A 23,367-nucleotide genomic window follows, 5' to 3' on the forward strand; every position below is an offset into this window, starting at 1 on the left:
TCATTAATGCATTCTTATTGGTTTTTTGTGAGTTCAGCGGTGCTTCTTGGAGCCAACACTTTAGAGGGAGTGTATAAAACCCAATCGTTCCTTTATATGAAAAGTTCCTATGTGGAGTTTTTCAAACATGGGGATAGGTATTATGCCTATGGAATCGCCAATGCAGATGGTTCTAAAGCCCGTAAAGATATTTACAATAAAAACCCAGCCCTTAGAGATCGCAGTGATAAAGGCGTGGTTTTCTTATACGGGTTGACTCATGTTAAAGACAATTTATACAAGAGCGGCAAGGCGTATAATTTTTACGATGGGCGCACCTACTATGTGCGCGTCTGGCAACAAAAAAACGGAGATTTAAAATTCCGCCCTAGTTTTGATAAACGGGGGTTTTTTGGCAAGACCTTCATTTGGAGAAAGGTGGATAACGCTTATCTCAAAGACCACGAGATCACCAAACCGGATTTTTCTCAGGTCTTAGAAACTCTTAAAGCTATCCCTAGCGATGGTTCTTGATCCACTCTAGGGCAATTTTCACCGCATTGCTGGCCGCGCCGACTCTGAGTTGGTCGGCCACACACCACAAGTGTAAAATCTTAGAATCAAACAAGTCGGATCGCACACGCCCTACAAAGGTTTGATCCGTGTGGCTAGCATTAATAGGCATGGGGTAGAGATTTTTGCTAGGATCATCTAAGAGCACGATATTAGGCGCGCTTTTAAGCACTTCTTGGGCTTGGTAAGCGTCTATAGCCTGCTTGAAGTGAATACTGATGCTCTCGCTATGGCTACGCAAAACGGGCACGCGCACGCAGGTCGCGCTGATGGGAAAATCTGCATGCATGATCTTATGGGTTTCTTGCACCATTTTCATCTCTTCTTTGGTGTAGCCAGAGGGCATAAAAACATCGATTTGGGGAATCACATTTAAGGCTAGAGGGTGGGGGAAGACTTGGGAGCACTGGCTACCTGCTATCTGGGCTTGCAACTCTTCGATCCCCCGTTTGCCCGCCCCACTAGCCGCCTGATAAGTGCTCACACAAACCCGCTCGATCCCAAAAGCCTGATGTAGGGGTTCAAGCACCTGCACCATTTGGATAGTCGAGCAGTTAGGATTAGCGATGATATTTTTAGGGCAATCTTTTAAATCCTGCGCGTTGACCTCTGGGACCACTAAGGGGATGTCTTTTTCTAGGCGAAAAAAGCTGGTGTTATCAATCACCAACGCGCCTGCCTTAGCCGCGCTGGGGGCAAAGAGCTTACTCACTCCACTCCCCGCGCTAAAAAAGGCGATGTCTATTCCCTCAAAACTCTCATGGGTGGTTGGCAAAATCGCGTATTCCTGCCCCATAAGGCTAAGTTTTGCCCCCGCACTCCGCTTGCTAGCTAGAGGTTTGAAACTCTTAAGAGGAAAATCCCACTGCTCTAAAAGCGTGATGATCTCCAAGCCCACCGCTCCGCTTGCCCCTACAAGGGCGACATTATAGCCCTTCATTCGTTCACCATCGCCAGTGCGCCTAAAAAGCTCAGATGATTCACCTGCACGCCTGTTGTCATGTTCTTGAGGGTCAAACTCTTGTTACGCACTTCTTCTTCTCCTAAAACCACCACAAATTCATGCCCCTTTTGGTTAGCGTAGCTAAAAGGCTTTTTAAGTTTTTCAACCTCCGGGTAGAGTTCGGCATTCACATCGCTTTGGCGGAATTTTTGGGCAACCTGACTAGCATAAGCAAAATGAGAGGGGTGCATGCACACCACTAACACTCGTGCGCTCGTGGATTTGCTCTCCACCAACTCAAGTTCTTCCAAGCCTACCAGCAAGCGATCTAGCCCAATAGATGCGCCCACACCGGGCAAACTCTGGGTGCTAAAGCTCTTAGAAAGATTATCATAACGCCCCCCAGAGCACACACTCCCTAAAGTCGCTAGGGAGTTGATCGTAGTTTCATAGACGATCCCGGTGTAGTAGCCAAGCCCCCTAGCGATGGAAAAATCTACCTTAAAATGTTCGGGATTGATCTCTAGGCAGAGTAGAAGATTAAAAAGACTCTCTAACTCCTCCAAGCCCTCCTTTAAAGTAGGGTTATAGTCCTTCAAATAAGCCACGCTTTTAAAAAACTCTAGAGGGTCGCCATTTTGCTTTGTGTTGATAATCTTTAGCAAGTCTGTAAACTGCAGTTGTGGAAAAAGGGCTTTAAGCTCCAAGAGCACGCCCTCCTGACCGATCTTGCTCAGTTTGTCCACCACCCGCAAGAGCGCGTGAATTTCCTCTTGAGTGTGCAAACCAAAGTGTTCACATAGGCCATTTAAAATCTTGCGGTGGTTGATCCACACACTGAATTCATCTAAGCCTAAAGCTTTCAGGCTAGCGATGATCACCTGAATGATCTCGCTATCACAGAGCAAGCTCTTGCTCCCGATGAAGTCAAAATCGCATTGGGTAAACTCTCGATAACGCCCTCTTTGGGCACGCTCTCCTCTAAAGACATTGCCAATAGCGTAGCGTTTAAAGGGCAGACCTAAAGCGTGGTGGTGCTGGGCGATGAAACGCGCTAAAGGAATGGTTTGATCAAAGCGCAATCCCACTTCTCTTTTGCCATGATCTTTAAATAGATAGATTTCTTTTTGAATCTCCCCCTCCTCTTGGGTTAAGATGGAGGCGTATTCCAAATGGGGGGTTTCGATGGGCACAAATCCAAAACTTCTAAACACACTGGCCAATTTGTCTAGCACCGCTCCCTTGGCCATTGCCTCTTTGGGGAGTCTGTCTTTAAAGCCACTCAAAGTTTTAGGAGTGATCATAGCGATCCTTTATTGAAATGGGCCAATTATAGCAATTTTAGAAGAGGACTAAAAGAGTCCTTCTTTATGTCGTCTTAAATTCGTTGGTTTTATGGTAGATTTGTTCGACAACACTCTTAGAGTGTTCCATCATAAGCTCCATTTTATTAGCATTCTTAAGCGTGTCGCTCGCAGACACTTCCACAGAAATCACATCGCCTATAATTGCTTGCGTGTTGTGCCCAAGCTTGATAAAGACCAAATTAACCTCTTTGATGCGCTCGATCAGATTTGCCAAATACGCGGAGGTTTTGATAGAACTTTCTTGCACAGATGCGCTTAAGGCACTGGCCTCTTCAATACGCAAAGTTTGTTGCCCCATTTTATTCCCTACCTCATCCACATCTTGCATAATAGTTGAAATTGTGGTGTTGACTTCCATGAGTGCTTTTTGCGTGCGCGTAGCTAGATTGCTAACTTCTTGTGCCACTACGGCAAACCCCCGCCCGTGCTCGCCTGCCCGCGCTGCCTCAATGGCTGCATTGAGCGCGAGTAAATCCGTTTGTTTGGCGATCTCATCAATAGTTTCTAAAATGTTCTTTGCATTATTGGCGCTTTGATTAAGCGTTTCCATTTGCAAGGCAAGTTCTCTTTCATTGTGCGCGTCTTCTAAAATCGCCTCATGCAATTTATGCACGCCGTTTTTACTCTCCTCCAATAGCACCAATGCCTTACCCAGTTCTGCGATCACTCCCTCTACATTGATATTCACCTCATTAATGTCGTTAGAAAGCTTTGTGCCCTCATTTTTAATGTGCGTGATCGTTTGGGCTGTTTTCTTCATCTCATCTGTGGTATGGCGCATCGCATCGCCAAGTTGCAGGGCGCAAGTGTGGCTTTGGTTACCGCAATTCTTAATCTCATTATTGAGCACACAAATGCGCTCCAGAAAGGCATTAATAGAATCCGCGCTCAAACTGATTTCATCCCGCGCATTTCCCTTAAGCCGAATGCGGCGGGTAAGGTCCTTGTCTCCCTTGTCTTGACTAAATTCTTTCACCACAGATACCAAGGCATGTAAACGCCTGATAATAAGAACATGGCTGAGTATGGAAGCAATACCGATAATCACCAAAGTAGAAAAAAATGCTGTATAAAGCAGGATGCGGAAATTTTCGGTCGCCAAAGCATTGGCATTTTCCCTTGCCTTTTCCATACTTTTATAAATGGCGCTCACATAACTTACCGTAACAATCACAAGATCGCTTATTGGATCGTAATAGGAATAACTGACGCAGTCTTCGCCTTCTGAAGAGGGGTGCGGGCGTTTAAGATTATGTCTGTAAAAACCCCCTTTAGGATCGCTTAAAGCGCGCTGGATATATTCTTTATAAAAGAAGCCTCCATTTTTATCCTGAACATCTAAAACATTCTTGCCCACTAGCTCCGGATGCACGCTATCAACTATTAAAGTCCCATCTTTGCGCAACGCTAGCACATAAGCGCGCCCCTTGATCGCATTGATCTTCTTAAAATAGTCAATGGTCATTTTTAAAGCCACATCTTTAGGATGTCTTGTAAAGTATTCCTCAATTCCAGACTTGATCAAAAACACATCATGTTGAATCACTAATTCGCGCTTGATCAGAGCGTTGCGATTAAAAGCTCCGATAACTTTATCGAGCACTTCACGCTCTATATATTGACTTAGAATGGTCAAAATCAACACCAAAGTACACAAAGAACCTAGAACAATTAGAATCATTTTTTTGCGCAGATCGAATACCACAGAGCTCCTTTTGAACAATTCTATGAAAGGAAACATGCCTACTAATGCATGTTGGCAAGGACAGCTTTTTGCCTATGGTGCTCCATAGACAAATTGAAAAATCAAGGAGAGTATCAGAGCAAGCCTAATACCCTTTGGGCGTGGCCTTTGGCTTGGACATTGTAAAGCGCGTGGGCGATCTTGCCCTCTTTGTCGATCACAAAGGTAGAGCGAATCACGCCCTCTACTTCTTTGCCATACATGTTTTTAGTGCCATAAGCCCCGTAGGCTTTCAACACTTCTAAGCTAGGATCGCTTAAAAGCTCAATGTCTAATTTTTCAGACTCAATGAAATGGCAATGACTCTTGGCATCATCTGGACTTACCCCTAAAATCAGCGCGCCCTTAGCCATAAATTCGGCTTTTAGTCTAGTAAAGTCCTGCGCCTCTATGGTGCATCCGGGGGTGTTGTCCTTAGGGTAGAAGTAAAGCACTACAATTTTGCCTAAAAAGTCTCTCAAACTCACATTCTGCCCCTGCGCGTTCTTGAGTGTGAAAGCGGGGGCTAGGGTATTTGGTTCTAAACGCATCGTTTCTCCCTAATATAAGATTACACGCACAGCCATAGGGCCATGCACACCAAAGACGGTTTGTAACTCAATATCTGCCGTGCGACTAGGGCCCCCAATAAGGAGCATGTTAGTGGGCAGGCAATGCTTACAATCCTCATCGCGCATTTTGACATCTTGAGGCATGCCTGCCTTTTTAAGTGCTTCTAAGCCTTGTGCCAAATTGCGTACAATTTTAGATTTTTCTAACAAGATAATACATTTGAGGGTGATGAGCGAGGTTAGGCGCGGACTAGCTGGGGAGGAAACCACACCCACAATACCCAAATTAGCCACCCCACAGGTTGCTTTTAAGATCGCTGTATCGATATTAAAAATTTCCTCCCTAAACTCTTCTACGGGTTTATCATAGGGGATTTTTGTATAAGCTCCCCCTAGTGCCTCCAAATCGCAGGGTAAATCTGTAGCATAGAGAAGTTTTTGACTCTCAAAGGCGGCTAGGGCGTTTTCTATCTCTGCAAGCAGGTTTTCAGGGTTAGAGTCGACCACCTCAGCACGGTTTAAATCTTGGTAATACTTGTATTCCTCTAGCAAATCCTCCTTAGTGTCCACAATCATATTTTTATAAGGGATATCTTGATGAGAAATACTATGGCGTTTGAGCGCGTTTTGGATGCGTTCTAAGACAACTTGCTTACTCATAAATCACCCCCGCTAGAGATTTTACTTTGGCATGCACACTTCCTCCCACTTGAGGCATTTCGCGGTGTTTGAGCCACTTGTTGAGCACAGGGGTATAATGCCCCACAAATTTACCCAGTGGGGCAAACCACCCGCTCAAGGTCAGCATAAGCCGCCACGCCGTGCCATTACTTGCCAATTTTGCAAAAGCCTTCATTCCCAATTCCTCCCATTTACTATGTTTGGCATTTTTATAGCCCCGCACCACGCCCCGCCCCTCGTGCGCCTTTTCACAGCGCAAATCTCTAATGAGTTCAGGCAAGGGGATTTTCACCGGGCAAACCTCCCCGCAACGCCCGCACAAACTGCATAAATTAGCGATGTGTTCATAATTATCCAATCCAAAGAGTTGGGGGGTGATCACCACTCCAATAGGTCCGGGATAAGTGGCTAAGTAGGCATGCCCGCCGATTTTATCATATACTGGGCAGTGGTTTAAACAAGTCCCACAGCGGATACAAGAGAGGGCGCGGTAATACTTTTCATCGGCCAAGATATTAGAGCGGTTGTGATCTAATAAAATGATATGCGCTTCTTTAGGGCCGTCCAATTCGCCCTCTTTGCGTGGCCCGGTGATGATGTTTTGATAACAAGTGATGGGCACGCCCACCGCGCTAGGACAGAGCAGGTTATTTAAAATTGACGCATCTTCAAAACTCTCCACCATTTTTTCAATCCCACAGATTGCTACATGAATATCGCAGGCGGTGGTGCACATCCGCCCATTACCCTCATTTTCCACTAACCAAATGGCCCCCTCATTGGCGATAGCAAAATTCACCCCTGAGATCCCCATTTTAAAGCCCTCAAACTCCCCGCGCATGTGCTCTCTAGCGATGCCATTGAGCTTTTCTGGTTCACTTTCTAAGGGCGCGCCTAGTTTTTCTTGGAAAATCTTGCCCACTTGGTGGCGGTTTTTGTGGATAGCAGGCACTACAATATGCACGGGGTGTTCATCGATGAGTTGGATAATGAGCTCGCCTAAATCTGTTTCTTTAGCGATGATGCCCTTTTCTTTCATGTACTGATTAAAACCGATTTCCTCGCTGGCCATTGATTTACCCTTAAGAATGCGCGTAACTGCGCGCTCCTTAGCTAAGTTGTAAATGATCTCATTAGCATCTTTAGCCGTGCTCGCATAGTGCACCACAAAGCCATTTTTAGTGGCGTTTTCTTCAAAGCGTTGTAGATAAGTATCTAATTTGGACAAAACTTTTAATTTGGCGTTTTGTCCCATAGTGCGCAAGGTCTCCCATTCTGGGATACGGCTTGTGAGTAAATCCTTGCGCTTGTGAATAAGGGTATCCATTGCAGAGCGCAAATTCGTGCGCATCTGCGTATCGCCCAGTTTCTCGTTAATAACATGTTCATAATCATGATCGCTATGGGTGTGTATCATGTTAAGCTCCTATGCCTATTCTTTGGGCTAGAAAGTCGTAAAAATGCATCGCTTTGGTGTTACTGCGCATTTTGGCCATCGCTCCGCTGATATTGAGCAAACAGCCCGCATCGGCTGAGAGAATGCATTCTACCTTTTGATCTTCAATGTCTTTAATTTTTTCCTGCACCATCGCATTGGAAATCTCAGGTTCTTTGACCGCAAAGGTCCCCCCAAAACCGCAACATTCCTCCTCTCTTTGCAGGGGCACGAGTTCCACATTGGAGAGTTGAGCGATGATCTTCTTAGCGCTCTCAATCACCTTAGAAACCCGCAAAGCGTGGCAATTAGAATGCCATGTAACTTTAATGGGTGCGCCCATATCGCTATAGTGCACATCTAACTTTTTGTCTAAAAACTCAGAGAGTTCATAAACCCTTGAGGCAAAGCTTTTCACCTCCTCATATTCAGGAAGTCCTTCAAAGAGTTCTAAATAGTCATGCGCCATCATGCCTACACAAGAACCGCTGGGCACAATCACGGGGTAATTTTCTTTAAAAAGGCGCACATTGTGCAACACAATCTCGCGGGTTTGGGTGTAGTAACCCGAATTATAGCTAGGTTGCCCACAGCAAGTTTGATCTTTTTTAAAAACCACCTCAACCCCCTCTCTTTGCAAGAGTTTGATACAATTAAGCACGGTTTGGCTAAAAACAGCCCCTCCTAAACAAGTGGCAAAAAAATACACTTTCATAAAAATCCTTTAGTCTAAAACATGTTTTTCATTGTATCCAAAATATGGGAAATATGAGGAAAATTGGAGCGAGCTACTTTATTATAAAAGCGGTAATTTTTATTAAAAATTGTGTTTGTATCATATAGATTAATTTTTTTATATTATCATTAGGATAATGATCTAATGATCTAATGATCTAATGATCTAATGATCTAATGATCTAATGATCTAATGATCTAATGATCTAATGATCTAATGATCTTGATCTTAAAAGTTGGGGTGGTTGCTATGAGTTTCAAGACAAAAGTTGCGCTTGTTTTTGCTATTTTGCTATCTGCGAGTTTTGCGGTTACTGTTGGCATTTTGAATTACAGGCTCTATTCCCGTATGACGAGGACTGCCAAAATCCAATTAGAGAAAACCGTCGATCTGTTGTCCTATTCTCTCAAGGGTTGGGATGATGCCATCCGTGGTGCGCTTCAAAACACTTCTAAACAGCTCGACAAAATGGATTTAAATGATATCCGCACCGTGCAGAAAGTCTTAGATTATGTGCAGTATGGTATGGACAGCACGGATTTACACTTTGCTTTTGAAGATGGGCGGATTTATAAAACTGTGGGACACATTCCCAAAGGCTACGATCCACGCCAGAGGGCATGGTACAAGCAAGCTAAAAATGCTCAAGGTCTCATCATCACAGAGCCCTATATAGACCTCTTTACCAGTCGCCTTGTTGTTTCCTATGCTGTTCCTATTATCCAAAATGGCGTTTTTAAAGGCGTGTTGGGATCGGATATCCCTCTAACCTATGTCGAAGATAGTGCTAAGGATCATTCAACAAATGATGTGCGCATCTACTTTTTAGATCAAAAGGGTTTTATTTTAGGTTCTGGACCCTTAGAACAGGGCAAAAGGTTTTTGGAAGTCTACCCCGAAAAAGCAAGTATTTTTAAGGAAATTCAATCACACCATGATGGTTTGATTGAGAGTGATGTGGATGGCAAACCTAAGTATTATGTTTACACCACTGTTCCGGGCTTTTCTTGGAAGGTTCTTGCGGTGAGCGATAAAAATTTTGTGCTCAAAGATTTAAGCATTATCCAACAAACTATTATTGCCATTTCTATCATCGCTACGGTTATTTCTATTATTTTGCTATTTATCCTGCTCAACATTCTCTTTAAACCCCTGAAAAGACTGACTAAACTCATCCAAGCCTTAGCTTCCAAAGATGGCGATTTGACCATACGCCTAGCCGTGCATGGCAAAGATGAAATTGCCGTGATTTCCAAGAGTTTCAACACTTTTTTGGACAAAACTCATGGCGTTATTTCCACCATCAAGCACAATAGCACGCAAAACACTCAAATCGCCCATGACCTGCACGATAGGTCTAGTGAGGTTTCCAATAACGCTACTGAAGAACAACAGCGTATCAAGGTAGTGGTGCACAATGGTGAGGATGTGATTGCCCATATTCTCACAGGTGCAGATAACGCCGCAAGCAATAGCGATAACTTAATGGACACCACACACACCCTAGAGAAAGTGCGCACCACCATTGAGGAATTTAGCCGTGGTTTGGGCAAAAATGCCCAGTTAGGCGTGGATTGTTCCAATAAATTAGAGCGAGCTTCTAAAGACACCGAAGAAATTAAAAAGGTTTTGACCATCATCGCAGACATTGCCGATCAAACAAACTTGCTTGCGCTCAATGCCGCCATTGAAGCGGCCCGAGCAGGCGAACATGGACGCGGGTTTGCAGTGGTAGCTGATGAAGTGAGAAAACTGGCTGAAAAAACCCAATCTAGCTTGGGCGAAGTGCATGGCGTGATTAATGGCGTGGTGCAAAGCGTGAATGACATCAGTAAAGATCTGCACAGCAATGCCCAAGAAATTGTCAAGGTTTCAGAGGCCGCCCACAGTTTGCAAGGTGTCGTTGATGAGAATGTAAGAGGCATTCAAACCATCATCAACACTACTATCAAGGATGTGCAAGCCTTTAAGGAGGTGGCTAAATTAGCCCAAAATATCATGGAACAAATCCATGCCATTGAGAATCTAGCCACTTCTAACCAAGAGAGCGTAAAAGCTGTCGCCCAAGCGAGCACCTCTTTAAACCAAACAGCGGATGTTTTTGCTCACGAATTGGGGAAATTTAAGACTTAAGCCAACAAAAAAGAATATCCTCACATCTTGCAATTTAGTTTTACGCAGTCTTGAGGGATGCCATGTTTAGAATTTGTTTACTTCTACTGTTTTGTGTGGGGCTCTCTGCGCGCTCTTTGCTAGAAACTCCCACTTCCCTAACTCCTCATCAAAAACAATACATCGATCTTCTCAGCGAAAATGATGCCTATGTGTATCCGGTGGATCGCTATTACACAGCGGGGAATCGTGTGGGCTATGCAAGTAAGGAATATAATTTTTGGGGCGCAGCGCACCGCCACTCTTGGATGGCGTGGAGTCGTTATTTGAGCCTGCTTTATAAATCTCCTAAAATGACTCGTTTTAGCATTTCTGTTACACAGAGCATTTACACCCCAAGTTTAAAAAATCGCCTCATCACCGGAGTAGTCCCCCATGATCATCTCTATGCCGGCTGGCTTCGAGCAGATTTTGGGATATTCCAACGCAGTCAACATGTCCTAGAAAAATTAAATTTTTCTTTTGGCACAGTGGGACCCCATGCCTTTGCTAAAGAGATACAGGATTGGATTCATAACATGCGCGGGGATAAGAAGTTTTATGGTTGGGCGCACCAGTTGCGCAATGAATTTATTTTTGAATTCACTTACCAATACCTCTACAAACTCCCTTTGCTCACTACCCGCTTTTTTTCTATAGACATGCTCCCGGGAGCTACGATCACTCTAGGCAATGCGATCACGCAGTTTAGACTAGGTTCGATGCTGCGCATGGGTTATAATTTAGACGCAGACTTTGGGCCCAATAAGATCAATTCCAATTTTAGCGGGGGTTTTCCCTATAGCGATAGGCTTTCCATTTATGGCTTTGTGGGGGCGAGTGGAACTTACGCGCCCTTAGATATTTTCGTGCAGGGTAATAGCCTGGACACTAGAAATGTAACCTTTCTCCCCCCCGCTCTCTTTGCAGTTGAGGGAGGTGTCGCGTTGCTTTATAAGGGTTTTAGGCTCGCGTTTGTAGCAACAAATCTTAGTAAGACTTTTCGCGATCAGCCTCTAAGCCACAACATTGGCACAGCGGAAGTTAGTTTGGCGTTTTGAAAAAAACTTAAGGCTTAAAGAGTATAATTCGGGCTTCATAGCTAGGCCAATTAGGAGCACTCATTAAAAAATTTCTTGCGGTTATCTTTGTCTATGTGGGGCAGTTTTTCTGTGTTTTAGATGCCCAAGAGAGTCGCATTAAAAGTATTGAATACGAAAATCTTTCCTATATGTCCGACATGCTTGCTGGCGAGATTGTCAAGATCAAAAAGGGCGAATCTCTTGATTTAAAAAAGATTGATGAAGCGATTTTAGCCCTGTATAATCAAGGGTATTTTGAAGATGTGTACGCAACTTTCAAGGATGGCAAGCTTGTTTTTCACTTTAAAGAAAAGCCCAGAATCGCAGGGGTAGAAATTAAGGGCTATGGCACAGAAAAGGAAAAGGAAACCCTTTACACCCAAATGGGGATCAAAAAGGGAGATACCTATGACGAAACTAAATTAGAAAATGCCAAATACATTCTTAAAGCCGCACTAGAACAACAGGGTTATTACGGTAGCGTGGTGGAGACCCGCCTTGAACCTTTGGCTAATGGAGGAGCTTACCGCATTGTCTTTCAGGTGAATCGGGGCAACCACATTTACATCACTAAATCTACTTATGAGGGGCGCGAACAGCTCAAGCCCCGCGTGGTGGAATCTTTGAGCGCGAACAAACAACGCGATTTTATGGGGTGGATGTGGGGCTTGAACTCCGGGAAATTACACCTGAATGAATTAGAATACGATTCGATGCGCATTCAAGATGTCTACTTGCGCAACGGCTTTTTAGATGTCAATGTGTCCTCTCCCTTTTTGAACACCAACTTTGCTACCCACAAAGCCAAACTTTACTACAAAATTAGAGAGGGGATTCAATACCGCGTTTCAGGCATAGAAATTCAGATTGATAAGCCTGTCGTGCCCATTCCTAAACTTTTAAAAGCTATTAAAATCCAAAAGGGTGCGGTTTTTAACATTGAAAACATGCGCGCTGATGCACAGATTTTAAAAAGAGAAGTTGCCGATCAGGGCTATGCTTTTGCGGTGGTCAAGCCGGATTTAGATAAAGATGAAAAACATGGCAAGGTGAAGGTGATTTATCGCATTGAAACCGGGGACTTGGTTTATATCAATGACATCATTATCTCAGGCAACCAGCGCACCAGCGATCGGGTGATCCGCCGTGAGGTGTGGCTCAACCCAAAAGAGCGCTACAGCCTCACCAAAGTGGCTAACTCAGAGAACGCGCTGCGCCGTTTGGGCTTTTTCTCTAAGGTTAAGATTGAAGAACGGCGCGTCAATAGCCAACTGATGGACATTTTGGTCAATGTAGAAGAAGGGCGCACGGGGCAACTCCAATTTGGCTTAGGTTATGGGAGTTATGGGGGACTCATGCTCAATGGGAGTGTGAGTGAGAAAAACCTCTTTGGGACCGGGCAGAGCATGAGTTTGTATGCTAATATCGCCACAGGGGGTGGGGGAAATAGCTATGGGATTCGAGGGAGTGGGCGGATGTTTTCAGGTAACCTCACCTTGACCAACCCACGCATTTTTGACAGCCGTTACAGCACTTCCTTAAGCCTTTTTGCCGACTACATCATTAGCTACAACTACATCCAGCAAGGGGGGGGGTTTAGCGCCACTGCAGGGCGTATGCTCACCAACACCTTTAGCATGAATCTAGGCTATACCTATAGCCTTAATAAAATCGTGGGCTTTTCTAGCCCGCTTTATGAGATGTTTTATAGTAGCCAAAATACGGTGATTAAATATCCAAATGGGGTGGTTGCTACAGGTAACAATGGCCAGCCTTTACATGGCCTTTGGAATCGCGACTACCACACTCCCACTACCAGCTCTTTTACTTTGAGTAGTAACTTTGACAACACAGATGACTACTACTTCCCCAAAAACGGCTTCACCTTTTCTAACTATATTGCAATGGCCGGTTTGCCTTCACCTGGAGGGCTTAACTCCTGGAATGGTTTGGGGGGGAATGTGCGCAATATGAAAGTTTATGGCAAATTTGCCGCCTACCACCATTTGCAAAAATATCTGCTGATTGACCTGATTGCCCGTTTTAAAACTCAGGGTGGCTATATCTTCCGTTATAACACAGAAGACTATTTGCCCCTAAACTCTGTCTTTTATCTAGGGGGCGTAACCACCATTCGGGGCTTTAGAAATGCCTCTATCACCCCCAGAACACCTGAGGGCATGTGGGTTGGGGGTGATGGGCTGTATACGGGTTCTGTGGAGTTAAGTTATGGCTTGCTCAAAGCGGCTAAAATGCGCGTGGCGTGGTTTTTTGACTGGGGCTTTTTGACCTTTAAAACTCCTAGCAAATCTGGAGGCTTTTGGCATAACGCACTCTCTACAGATGTAAACTTTAAAGATTATGGCGTGATTGGGGCGGGTTATGAACATGGCACTTGGCGCGCCTCTACAGGACTACAAATTGAGTGGATTTCGCCCATGGGTCCTTTGGTCTTGATTTTCCCCATTGCTTTTTTCAACGACTGGAGTAGTAAAAGGGGCTTGTATTTCAATCCTAATTTTGGCGATCTAACCCAACGCTTTGAGTTTTCTATGGGCACGCGTTTTTAAAGGACACACATGCAAAGACTGGACAGAAAAATACTTTTAGAATGGATGGCGCACAAACCCCTTAAAGAATTGGGGCGGATGGCTTTAGCTAAAAAACAGCAATTGCATCCAGAAAACACCACGACCTTTATTGTGGATCGCAACATCAATTACACCAATATTTGTTTTGTGGATTGCAAGTTTTGCGCTTTCAAACGCACCCTTAAAGACAAAGATGCCTACCTGCTCAGTTTTGAAGAAATTGATACCAAGATTGAGGAATTGATCGCTATTGGAGGCACACAGATTTTATTTCAGGGTGGAGTGCACCCTCAGCTTAAAATTGACTACTATGAAAACTTAGTTTCTCACATCGCTCAAAAATTCCCCACTATCACTATTCATGGCTTCTCAGCTGTGGAAATTGATTACATCGCTAAAATCTCACGACTCTCTTTAGTTGAGGTCTTGGAGCGTTTGAAGGCCGCAGGTCTTAGCTCCATTCCGGGGGCAGGGGCAGAAATTTTAAGCGACCGGGTGCGCCATGTCATTGCGCCCAAAAAACTCAGTGCTGATCGCTGGATTGAAGTGCACAGGCAAGCGCACAAATGCGGAATCAAAAGCACGGCCACCATGATGTTTGGGAGTGTAGACACCAATGAGGATGTGATCGAGCACTTGGAGCGTGTGCGCAACCTGCAAGATGAAACGGGAGGATTCCGCGCCTTTATTCTTTGGAGCTTTCAACCCAATTTCACCCCCCTACAACAAGAAAGACCCGATATTAAAAAGGCGAGTAGCAATCGTTATTTGCGTTTGTTAGCCTGTAGTCGGCTCTTTTTGGATAATATAGCCAATATCCAAAGTTCATGGGTAACGCAAGGGGCGATGATCGGGCAGTTGGCCCTGCTTTTTGGAGCGAACGATTTGGGTAGTGTGATGATGGAGGAGAATGTGGTCAAGGCGGCAGGCACGAGTTTTTGCATGGACAAGGAAGAAATGGTCGCCCTTGTGGCGGATTTGGGAGGTAAAGCAGCCAAACGCAATACGGCCTATGAAATTTTAGAGAGATATTAAACTCAAGGTCTAACATGAAGAGTGTCCGTTATGCGTTTCTGCTGGTTGTGGCTGTGTTGATTTTAATAAGCTTAGGAGTTTGGATGAAAGATACGCAACAAAAAGTGGAAGAGGAAAAAACAAGAGTGATCAAGCGCGATCGTGTAGGCGAAGGCATCAAGTACTTTGAGATCAAGGGAATTAAAATCCCTGTGATTTATGAGGAAAACCACCTTTTGCCAATGGGAGCTGTCCGCCTGATGTTTATTGGTGGGGGGAATTTGATGGATAAGAACAAATACGGATTGTCTAAACTCAGTGCGGCGATGCTCAATGAAGGCACTAAAGAATTAGGCAATGTAAAATTTGCCGAACAGTTGGAACAATTAGCCATCACACTAGATACGGACATTCGCCTAGAATCTCTACACATCGATTTAGGTTTTCTTAAAGAGTATGAATCAAAGGCGGTTGGTTATTTGATCGATCTTTTGCGCTCACCCAATCTCACTCCTAGCGCACTTGAAAAGGTGCAAAAGCGCATGACCGCAGCCGCTTTAACTAAAATGAGCAATTTTGACTATTTGGCCCAACTTGAACTTAATAAAATTCTTTTTGCCAACACACCCCTAGCCAATCCAGCCATTGGCACACCAAAAAGCATTCAAAGCATTTCTTTGGAGGATGTAAAAAAACGCCTAGAAGACGCGCTAGATATCGAACGACTGATCATTGTGATGGGGGGAGATTTAGACACTAATCAGGTTCTTGATCAACTCAAACCCCTTTTAGAAACCCTCCCCTCCAATAAACCCTTTTTCTCCCCCCATTTTGTAACTGCCAAAGAACCCCAAGAAAAAGTCATTTATAAGGACACCCAGCAAGCCTATATCTACTTTGGTTCCCCTTTTCATATGCAGGACCTAGAAAAAGAATTACCTTTAGCCAAAGTGATGAGTTTTGTATTGGGTTCTAGTGGCTTTGGATCTCGCCTGATGGACACCATTCGGGTTAAAGAGGGCTTGGCTTACAGCGCATATATGCGTATACAACTCTCACGCATTATCAACTGCGCGACTGGGTATCTACAAACTAAATTAGAAAATCAAGACAAGAGCATCGCCCTAATTAAGAAAGTCGTGAAAGAATTTGTAGACAAAGGCATCACTCAAGAGGAGTTAGACGGAGCTAAGAAGTTTTTGCTAGGATCTGAGCCCCTAGCTAATGAAACTTTGGGGGAAAGACTGACTAACAAATTCCACAACTTCTATTTAGGACTCCCTCTCAACTATGACAAAATCATGCTAGAGCGTATCAAAAATCTCAAATTAGAGGAAATCAACGCCTATATCAAATCCCACCCAGAGGTGGCAGATTTGAGTTTCAGCGTTTTGACTATGGATCCTAAACTTCAAGCCAAAAAAGTAGCACAAGAGGAAAAGATGGCCCCAGTGGAGCACAAATAATCTTTTACAAATCTTATTGTCAGGTTTGTAGAGGAACTTGTGTGGGGTTGTTTAAAAGGTATTTTAGAGGTGGGTGATGTTGCAATTATTATTAATTGCATTGCTTGGTATCCCACTAACTTTAGGACTGATCGCCTTGATGTCCTCACTCCCTTATATAGTAGTTTTCATAGTATGCTTGGTGGTAATTGGACTTATAGGGGGCGTTGTGGCGATGTTTAGAGATAACATAAGCGAGCATGGCTCTTGGAGAGGTGTGATGAGGTCTATTTTTGGTCTTATCTTACTTGCTCTGATTGTCTATTCTTTTGTTGCTTGTGGTGGTCCATTTTGTATTCTTGCTCTGCTTGATACAATACAACATTTGTAACGCCACATTAATTACAAATAAAGGAGTTTTCATGTTTGAAACCATTATCGGGTTAGAGGTACATACCCAGCTCAACACCCAAACCAAAATTTTTTGTAGTTGTCCGACTAGCTTTAAAGACACTCCTAATAGCAACACCTGCCCGGTGTGCTTAGGCTTGCCCGGAGCCCTGCCCGTGCTCAATGAAGCCGCACTAAAAAAGGCGATCGCCTTTGGGATGGCAATTAATGCCACGATCAACCAAGACTCCATCTTTGCGCGCAAGAATTATTTTTACCCCGACCTGCCTAAGGCTTACCAAATCTCACAATTTGAAATCCCCATTGTAGGCGCGGGCTATTTAGACATTGAGACAGAAACAGGGCTAAAACGCATCGGCATCGAGCGCGCGCACTTGGAGGAAGACGCGGGGAAAAATATCCATGAGGGGGAATTTTCTAAGGTGGATTTGAACCGCGCGGGCACGCCTCTACTAGAGATTGTGAGTCGCCCGGATTTGCGTAGCGCGCAGGAAGCTATCAGTTATCTTAAAAAATTACACGCACTTGTGCGCTTTTTGGGCATTTCGGATGCCAACATGCAGGAGGGCAATTTTCGCTGTGATGCCAATGTGTCTATTCGCCCCAAGGGTGAGGACAAACTCTACACCCGCGTAGAGATTAAAAACCTCAATAGCTTTAGATTCATCCAAAAAGCCATTGATTATGAGGTGGAACGCCAGATCGAAGCCTTTGAGCGGGGCACTTATGCGCGCGAAGTGGTGCAAGAAACTAGGCTTTTTGACACCACCAAAGGAGTCACCCAATCTATGCGCGATAAGGAGGGTTCGGCGGATTATCGCTACTTCCCCGATCCGGATCTTAGGCGCGTGCACATCCCCCAAGCCCTCTTAGAGCAACAAATCCCCGAGTTGCCCGATGCCAAAAAAGCGCGCTACATAGAGCTAGGAGTCAAGGCTGAAGACGCGAGCATGCTAGTGAGCGATGTTGCCATTGCGCGCTATTTTGAAGAGATGATTGACATGGGAGCGAGTGTAAAGGCTAGTGTGTCTTGGCTGTGTGTAGAATTGCTAGGACGCTTAGAGGGGCAGGAGTTAGAGCATTGCAAAGTGAGCGCGCAAACTTTGGGCACTCTAGTGCAACGCATTGATAGCAAAAAAATCTCAGGCAAGGCGGGCAAGGAGATTTTAGACGCACTTCTAGCCCAAGACTCCAGCCAGCCTAGCGATGTAGATGCCCTCATTGAAAAGCTAGGACTAGCTCAAGTGCAAGATGAGGGGGCTTTACTGCACGCCATTGAGGCGCTTCTCTCTGCACACCCAGACAAGGTAGCAGAATACAAAGCCGGCAAAACCAAACTTTTAGGCTTTTTTGTAGGACAGATTTTAAAGAATATGAAAGGGGCGGATCCTAGCGCGCTCAACGCGCTTTTAAAAGAGAAGTTAGAGGGGTAGTTGCAGACTTTTCACTCTCTCAAAAACCCGTATTGCCAAACTTTGGGGGTGATTAGCGCGCGCAAAGACTCTAAACTCTCTTGCAGGCTAGCGTATAAGTCTTTATAGCGCGTGTCTGTGGCTTTACTTGGGGGGTTGAGCTTGCCCTTAGCATCCCTTCCACTAAAAAACTCCTTGATGTCATACAGGCTTGCATTGGGGTTAGAAGTTTCTTGGGTGTGGTAGTAGGCATAGAGTTCACGCCCCTTATTTAAAACCTCTTTAGCTACCGCACCAAAGGTGGGCAAGAGCGATTGGGTAGGGGCAAAAAGCGCGCTTGTTTCTGGCTCTAATTTGCCGGCTAAAAAGTCTAGGAGGGTGTGGTGGGTATAACGCCCCTTAGGTCGGACTTCTTTTTCTGTAAAGGGGATAAAGTGATTAGCCCCTTGCTGGATAGAAATGCGGTTTTTCCCAGAAAAAAGCATAAAGACTAAACAATCGCCCAAAAACTCTAAATCTTCCTGCCAACTTTTATCATAAGGGGCATAGAATTGGTCATTGTGGTTTATCCACGAGTGGGGAATACAACGGCGCACAGAGAAATACACACACAAGGGGAAGAGGTTTTGAGGGGTAGTAATAATAATAATAATATGCCCTTTTCCGGGCTCATTGGTGATACACATTTTATTTTGATTGGCAAAATCGGGCGCGTCTGTGGCTAGATATGCTAAAACGGGTTCTTTGCTTTTTCTAAATTGGCGCACCCACTCATTGATACTAGGCACGCCCTCCAATGCCCTAAAACTTTTCACGCCCATAAACTCCCCCTTAGAATTATAGACATCTAGTTTAACTGGGGTGGGATCACTACTTTTTATCGGCTTCACTCGCAAACGGCTACAAAGCATACTGCTTTTTGCCGGCTCGCCCAAATCCCATAGTAAAAACCCGATAGGAAAACTTCCCTTTACATTATCAAAAGTGTTCCCCGGGCACATAAAGCCCCCCAAAAAGTGCGCTTTGAAATGCTCCCTAAAGGTTTTAAAATTGCTGGAATTAAGGGTTTTGAGTGTGGAGAAACTGGCTAAGATAGGGCCATTAATTTTAAGAGGAGATTTGTTAGAATTTACTTGCCCCTGAAAGGGGGCAACATCCCGTTCTAAGGAGCCAGCCATGTCCAAGAAACATGGTAAGGGCTCTGAGCGCGTACTATACATTAAGTTCTCTTTTTTGGGGCTTAAGTTTGTGTGGTTCAGCCGCTCATAAGAGCTCTCCCCCGTAAGGGGGGCTTCTTTTGGTTGGGATTTTGCTTCAGGGGCAATCTCTTTGAGAATACGCATGAAAAATTGGGCAAAAAGTTCGTTTCTGGCCTTGCCGAGTTCTTTGGCGTAAGTCTCAGCGATCTTAGAACATGCCACTTCACTCTTATTCCTGCCCGTGTTAGAAATCTGGGTCTTGCTCCCCGCCTCTGCATAGGGGGGGTTGATGTAAATGATGAGTTTAGAGCGTTGCTTGGGATCGTTTAAAATCTCTTGGAGGGGTTGGGGGAGCTGGCTAAAAGGGTCGTTTAAAAAATCAAAGGCAAAGATGTGTTCTTCTCTTAAAGCTAATTGTCCCTTTAACGCGCGTTCTTTCATAATCTCTACATCATTTTTATCTAAGGTGCTGGCAAAAATACGGTAAGGCTCAGAGAGCCCGGCGAGCAAATTACCCGTGCCTGCTGCACAATCCCAAATAAAATATTCCTCTTGAAAATTCACTCCTAAGAAGTGGGCTAAATACTCTTGAGATTTGGCCACCCAAATAGGGGGAGTGTAAAACGCTCCCTTGCGCTCGCGCACATCTGGGGGCACTAAGAGATCGCGCCTACGGAGGATGAAATCTTGATATTGCGTAGCGGGGGGACGCTTATAAGTCTTCCAAAACTCTTTGTGCGCTTGTTGCTTGTCCTTGAAGAGCGCGCTTTTGGTGCTAAATAACCCTAATGGGTCAATTTCTCTATCAAATTGGTAATGATCTCCTACTAGGCGAGTGTTGAGCTGGCCTATGGTGTGGTTGTCCTCACAGAGCAGATCGGCTAGGTAAAAATCCGCGTCTAAAATGCCCACTTGTTTAGCCTTAGACCAATCTAAATTAATAGAGGGTTTGACCTTTTGCACCCACGCCTGATACACATGCACAAAGTTATTCTTGTCAATGGGGGTCGCTAAGTTCGGGATGCTGTGTAGAGATTGGATAAAACTTTTTAGCTCCTTTTCTTGGGTCGCAAATTCGTAATGGACGAGGTGGGTGTCTAAGAGTGGGCTTAACAGCGTGTACACCTCTTGAAACTCTGCAGATTGCGTATTACTGGGTGCGCTGGTGTAGCTTTTCTTGGAGAGTTTGGCTAGAAGGGGTTCTAGTTCCTGTGTATCCACCACGCTAAAGCGCACACTATCAAAAGCCCCTAAAAAAGGGGCTAAATGCTCTTGAGGGTGCTTTAAAAGCGTTAAGATTAATTGAGTTAACGCCTTTTTAGGATCGTAAATTCCTGCCTTAGCTTCTGCCCAAAGCAGGGGGATATTTCTATACAAACTGCCTTCAGGCGCATAAACCTCAAAGTCGATCCAACTCCCACTACAAGTAAAATCTTTGAAATAGCGTTCCCGTAGGGCGTTTTTAAGGGGTTCTTCTGAGAGAGTGGAAAAAGTCATGACTATCCTTGAATTTTGCACTGAGGCATTGCTAAATATTTTTAGAGAACACAGGGAATTTTAGCTTAAGTGTTTAAATTTTATGTAGGCGGAGTGTCTTAGATGGATTTTGTGAGTTTTTTTTAAGGCGCGTTCTGTATTTGTCTTTGAATTTGCCAACTAAACACCATTGCACGAACTTATGGCAGTTAGTGCGATCTTTGGGGTTAGAAAAAAGATTGATATCGCAAAGTAGATCGTAAGTGAGCTCAGTTTGTAGTAGCTCATTAAATCTCTTCGCTTGTGATGGTTTAGGATAGCTTAACATCCCACTCGTAAAAACCCGCTTCTTCATCTGAGAGTTTATAGCACCTGCGGATCGCCTTTTTGATATCTGTCAAAGTGTAACTACTATCATCTTTTTCGCCTAATAGGCAATGGCACACAAATTTGTGGCAATTATACTCTTCAGAGTTCGGAACCTTGGCATACTTAAATTTCTTGCCCACATATTCTTGGGCTTTTTTGGCAACTTCTTTTAAACCCACTGATAGCACATATTCCTCACCTTTTGCATTTGTTTCTCCTGTTTTTTGGTGTTTGGCAAAAACATAAATCTCTGTAGCAAAGGGCAATCCATCCACAAAACCTTTTGGGCTAGATTGAACCACTTCGCCCGTGCTGAGCAATTCGACAATTCGATTGTTGCCTACATAAATGCCCGAGTGCTCGGCAATATTTCCAAATAAATCACAACAAAGCACGCTACCAATTTCAGGTTCTTTGACAATGCCCTGTGTGCGCTTCCAGCCCTTATATCCAAAATATCCTAAAAAACCACCCAGTAACCATGGCCACATCATTTTCCCCTTTTTATTTCTAAAACTCCAAGAATTTTGGAACTTATTTGAGTTTAGAGTCTGAAATTTAATTTCAAGCCCATGCATGTGATCCCACAAACTCTTACTATTATTCCCCTAACATCCGTTCCACAATCTCCAAATGCTTTTGCATGCTTTTTTTAAAGTCAAAGAACTTGGAGCGCTCCAAGCCTTTTTGGATGCACTTTTGGCGCAAAGCTTCATCAGTCAGGGCACTTTTTAGGGATTTAGCGATGTCTGTAACATTATAGGGGTTGCAATAAAAGCTCGCATCGCCTAAAATTTCGGACATGCAAGATACATCGCTTGCCAGCACCACACAGGAAGCGCGCATCGCTTCTACCATAGGCAAGCCAAAGCCCTCAGCAAAGCTACCCCACCACAGCAGATGTGCATGTGCGTATAAGGTTTGCAGCAAAGCATCGGATACATAGCCTAGATTGATAATGAAGTCTTGTTTAAAATACTGCTCATCCTCTGTGTCCAAATTATTGGGCGCACCCGTGAGCACAATTTTAAAGCGATTCTGCAACTCTTGGGGTAAGAGCTTGAAAGCATCGATGAGCCCGCGTACATTGCGCCGTTTCGCCTTGGCCCCCACCACTAAAATAAATTCCCCTAAATTGGAAGGCATGGCCTCTAAGTGGGTGTCTCTATATTCTCTTAGCCCGTGATATATGGGATGCACCGCCTCTTGAGAAAAGCCAAATGTCTTTAAAATCTCTTTTTTAACGCATTGGCTAAAGCAGATCACCTCTGTATAAGTCGCCATCTTGGGCAAGACAAGGTGTTTCCAACACATCTTCAATTCTTGATTGACAAACCACGCTTGTTCATCGCATAGAGGCAAATCGTGGATGCAACCCAAGGTTTTTTGAGCATTGAGTGTAGTCCCCAAATAGGAGGGTTCGATGTATAAATCAAATTTTTTCTGATCATGTTTTTTAGACTTTTGTTTTTCTATAAAGTGCAAGAGATTATATTTTAAAGATAAATAAAGCTTCATGCCCAAGACAGCTTTGGCAAAATCTAGCAAAGGCCGGTGATGATTTGGGGCTGTAGGGGTTTGTGGCACTAGGGAGGTGTTTAGCCATGCATTTAAATCGGTGTAAAAACATCCATTGGCATAAAATGTAAGGTTGACATCCGTATTTTTAAAGTGCTCCTCTAGCGTGCGAGCAAAGGTGAGAGCATACACCCCCAACCCTGTTAATTCTCCACTAATGACAGACACATTGATAACAATTTTTTTCAGAAAATAACCCTTGATTTTTCCTAACTATAGCATAAAGATTAAAAATTTTTGTGTAGAAATGTAGACCCAATGGACCGTGTGCGTGGTGTTTAATACAAAATGCGGGTTTCTAGACAAGACAAGCAGGTATAAGAAAAGTGATAAAATAAAGAATTAAGCGAGACTGCTAAACTCCCCCGCATCACCCTACTTTCCCACCCTTGCAAAGGGCAGTATCATCGGCGTTAGAGAGCTTGACTTCCAGGTTCGGGATGGGGCTGGGTATTTCCTCTCCACTAGGGACACAGGGAAAAGCAAGAAGCTTTTCTAGGTGTTGCCAAGCTTAAAAGCTCTAAGCCTAAACAACACCCACTCAAGAACAAACGCGCTATTCTAGCACTTTGTCCTCAAGCTGTCAATAACCTACGCTCCAGTTTGCTACAAAGCTTTGATTACACTCAA

The 23,367-nt window shown here is 44.3% G+C and carries 18 protein-coding genes and 1 rRNA gene; 8 read left to right on the top strand and 11 right to left on the bottom strand.

Annotation, left to right across the window (positions count from 1 at the left end; genetic code table 11):
* Nucleotides 1-6 precede the first annotated feature (6 nt).
* Entirely contained in the window at nt 7-513 is a 507-nt protein-coding gene (locus HFELIS_RS02790) for a DUF2147 domain-containing protein (protein ID WP_013469021.1), read from the top strand.
* Here the strand turns inward: HFELIS_RS02790 and asd are convergent.
* From asd to HFELIS_RS02825, 7 genes are all read right to left on the bottom strand, one after another.
* Nucleotides 497-1,492, bottom strand: coding sequence for an aspartate-semialdehyde dehydrogenase (asd, locus tag HFELIS_RS02795; protein WP_013469022.1), 996 nt, complete (start codon nt 1,490-1,492; stop codon nt 497-499). The genes HFELIS_RS02790 and asd overlap by 17 nt on opposite strands.
* Nucleotides 1,489-2,799: a histidine--tRNA ligase gene (hisS, locus tag HFELIS_RS02800; protein WP_013469023.1), complete on the bottom strand. Its 1,311-nt coding sequence runs from the start codon at nt 2,797-2,799 to the stop codon at nt 1,489-1,491. Before hisS ends, asd begins: the two co-directional genes overlap by 4 nt.
* Nucleotides 2,800-2,863: 64 nt before the next feature.
* Complete coding sequence (locus HFELIS_RS02805; RefSeq protein WP_013469024.1) at nt 2,864-4,567, bottom strand: methyl-accepting chemotaxis protein; 1,704 nt, start codon at nt 4,565-4,567, stop codon at nt 2,864-2,866.
* Between the two features lie 113 nt (nt 4,568-4,680).
* Nucleotides 4,681-5,136: a peroxiredoxin gene (locus tag HFELIS_RS02810; RefSeq protein ID WP_013469025.1), complete on the bottom strand. Its 456-nt coding sequence runs from the start codon at nt 5,134-5,136 to the stop codon at nt 4,681-4,683.
* Nucleotides 5,137-5,145: 9 nt separating this feature from the next.
* On the bottom strand, nt 5,146-5,817 hold the full coding sequence (locus tag HFELIS_RS02815; protein WP_013469026.1) for a LutC/YkgG family protein: 672 nt from the start codon (nt 5,815-5,817) through the stop codon (nt 5,146-5,148).
* A complete protein-coding gene (locus HFELIS_RS02820; RefSeq protein WP_013469027.1) occupies nt 5,810-7,255 on the bottom strand; it encodes a LutB/LldF family L-lactate oxidation iron-sulfur protein in 1,446 nt (481 codons plus the stop codon). Before HFELIS_RS02820 ends, HFELIS_RS02815 begins: the two co-directional genes overlap by 8 nt.
* A gap of 1 nt (nt 7,256) precedes the next feature.
* The gene (locus HFELIS_RS02825; RefSeq protein WP_013469028.1) at nt 7,257-7,988 is read right to left on the bottom strand and encodes a (Fe-S)-binding protein; all 732 of its coding nucleotides are present in this window, start codon (nt 7,986-7,988) and stop codon (nt 7,257-7,259) included.
* Nucleotides 7,989-8,225: 237 nt separating this feature from the next.
* Here HFELIS_RS02825 and HFELIS_RS02830 point away from each other — a divergent pair, with 237 nt between their 5' ends.
* The 7 genes from HFELIS_RS02830 to gatB all read left to right on the top strand — a co-directional run bounded on the left by HFELIS_RS02830 (nt 8,226) and on the right by gatB (nt 18,136).
* A complete protein-coding gene (locus HFELIS_RS02830; protein WP_013469029.1) occupies nt 8,226-10,142 on the top strand; it encodes a methyl-accepting chemotaxis protein in 1,917 nt (638 codons plus the stop codon).
* A 62-nt stretch (nt 10,143-10,204) separates the two neighbouring features.
* Nucleotides 10,205-11,221 (top strand): lipid A deacylase LpxR family protein, encoded by a 1,017-nt coding sequence (locus tag HFELIS_RS02835; protein WP_013469030.1) that lies wholly within the window; start codon nt 10,205-10,207, stop codon nt 11,219-11,221.
* A gap of 95 nt (nt 11,222-11,316) precedes the next feature.
* Complete coding sequence (gene bamA, locus HFELIS_RS02840) at nt 11,317-13,812, top strand: outer membrane protein assembly factor BamA (RefSeq protein ID WP_013469031.1); 2,496 nt, start codon at nt 11,317-11,319, stop codon at nt 13,810-13,812.
* Nucleotides 13,813-13,821: 9 nt separating this feature from the next.
* Nucleotides 13,822-14,868, top strand: coding sequence for a dehypoxanthine futalosine cyclase (locus HFELIS_RS02845; protein ID WP_013469032.1), 1,047 nt, complete (start codon nt 13,822-13,824; stop codon nt 14,866-14,868).
* Between the two features lie 221 nt (nt 14,869-15,089).
* A complete protein-coding gene (locus tag HFELIS_RS02850; protein WP_049777003.1) occupies nt 15,090-16,313 on the top strand; it encodes a M16 family metallopeptidase in 1,224 nt (407 codons plus the stop codon).
* A 76-nt stretch (nt 16,314-16,389) separates the two neighbouring features.
* The gene (locus HFELIS_RS02855; RefSeq protein ID WP_041302734.1) at nt 16,390-16,683 is read left to right on the top strand and encodes a hypothetical protein; all 294 of its coding nucleotides are present in this window, start codon (nt 16,390-16,392) and stop codon (nt 16,681-16,683) included.
* Nucleotides 16,684-16,714: 31 nt separating this feature from the next.
* The gene (gene gatB, locus HFELIS_RS02860; RefSeq protein ID WP_013469034.1) at nt 16,715-18,136 is read left to right on the top strand and encodes an Asp-tRNA(Asn)/Glu-tRNA(Gln) amidotransferase subunit GatB; all 1,422 of its coding nucleotides are present in this window, start codon (nt 16,715-16,717) and stop codon (nt 18,134-18,136) included.
* A gap of 11 nt (nt 18,137-18,147) precedes the next feature.
* Here the strand turns inward: gatB and HFELIS_RS02865 are convergent, their stop codons facing one another.
* From HFELIS_RS02865 to rrf, 4 genes are all read right to left on the bottom strand, one after another.
* On the bottom strand, nt 18,148-20,811 hold the full coding sequence (locus tag HFELIS_RS02865; protein WP_013469035.1) for a hypothetical protein: 2,664 nt from the start codon (nt 20,809-20,811) through the stop codon (nt 18,148-18,150).
* A gap of 290 nt (nt 20,812-21,101) precedes the next feature.
* Entirely contained in the window at nt 21,102-21,650 is a 549-nt protein-coding gene (locus tag HFELIS_RS02875; RefSeq protein WP_041303142.1) for a lecithin retinol acyltransferase family protein, read from the bottom strand.
* A 109-nt stretch (nt 21,651-21,759) separates the two neighbouring features.
* Nucleotides 21,760-22,905, bottom strand: coding sequence for a glycosyltransferase family 4 protein (locus tag HFELIS_RS02880; RefSeq protein WP_013469037.1), 1,146 nt, complete (start codon nt 22,903-22,905; stop codon nt 21,760-21,762).
* Between the two features lie 194 nt (nt 22,906-23,099).
* Nucleotides 23,100-23,215 (bottom strand): 5S ribosomal RNA (gene rrf, locus HFELIS_RS02885).
* Nucleotides 23,216-23,367: the final 152 nt, after the last annotated feature.

It is taken from the genome of Helicobacter felis ATCC 49179 (assembly GCF_000200595.1).
GTDB classification, from domain to species: Bacteria; Campylobacterota; Campylobacteria; order Campylobacterales; family Helicobacteraceae; genus Helicobacter; species Helicobacter felis.

What these genes read in the sequence shown, in the direction of transcription:
- HFELIS_RS02790 (WP_013469021.1), top strand. Translation starts at nt 7, where the DNA reads ATGCATTCTTATTGGTTTTTTGTGAGTTCAGCGGTGCTTCTTGGAGCC.
- asd (WP_013469022.1), bottom strand. Translation starts at nt 1,492, where the DNA reads ATGAAGGGCTATAATGTCGCCCTTGTAGGGGCAAGCGGAGCGGTGGGC.
- hisS (WP_013469023.1), bottom strand. Translation starts at nt 2,799, where the DNA reads ATGATCACTCCTAAAACTTTGAGTGGCTTTAAAGACAGACTCCCCAAA.
- HFELIS_RS02810 (WP_013469025.1), bottom strand. Translation starts at nt 5,136, where the DNA reads ATGCGTTTAGAACCAAATACCCTAGCCCCCGCTTTCACACTCAAGAAC.
- HFELIS_RS02815 (WP_013469026.1), bottom strand. Translation starts at nt 5,817, where the DNA reads ATGAGTAAGCAAGTTGTCTTAGAACGCATCCAAAACGCGCTCAAACGC.
- HFELIS_RS02820 (WP_013469027.1), bottom strand. Translation starts at nt 7,255, where the DNA reads ATGATACACACCCATAGCGATCATGATTATGAACATGTTATTAACGAG.
- HFELIS_RS02825 (WP_013469028.1), bottom strand. Translation starts at nt 7,988, where the DNA reads ATGAAAGTGTATTTTTTTGCCACTTGTTTAGGAGGGGCTGTTTTTAGC.
- HFELIS_RS02830 (WP_013469029.1), top strand. Translation starts at nt 8,226, where the DNA reads ATGATCTTGATCTTAAAAGTTGGGGTGGTTGCTATGAGTTTCAAGACA.
- HFELIS_RS02835 (WP_013469030.1), top strand. Translation starts at nt 10,205, where the DNA reads ATGTTTAGAATTTGTTTACTTCTACTGTTTTGTGTGGGGCTCTCTGCG.
- HFELIS_RS02845 (WP_013469032.1), top strand. Translation starts at nt 13,822, where the DNA reads ATGCAAAGACTGGACAGAAAAATACTTTTAGAATGGATGGCGCACAAA.
- HFELIS_RS02850 (WP_049777003.1), top strand. Translation starts at nt 15,090, where the DNA reads ATGGGAGCTGTCCGCCTGATGTTTATTGGTGGGGGGAATTTGATGGAT.
- HFELIS_RS02855 (WP_041302734.1), top strand. Translation starts at nt 16,390, where the DNA reads ATGTTGCAATTATTATTAATTGCATTGCTTGGTATCCCACTAACTTTA.
- gatB (WP_013469034.1), top strand. Translation starts at nt 16,715, where the DNA reads ATGTTTGAAACCATTATCGGGTTAGAGGTACATACCCAGCTCAACACC.
- HFELIS_RS02865 (WP_013469035.1), bottom strand. Translation starts at nt 20,811, where the DNA reads ATGACTTTTTCCACTCTCTCAGAAGAACCCCTTAAAAACGCCCTACGG.
- HFELIS_RS02875 (WP_041303142.1), bottom strand. Translation starts at nt 21,650, where the DNA reads ATGTGGCCATGGTTACTGGGTGGTTTTTTAGGATATTTTGGATATAAG.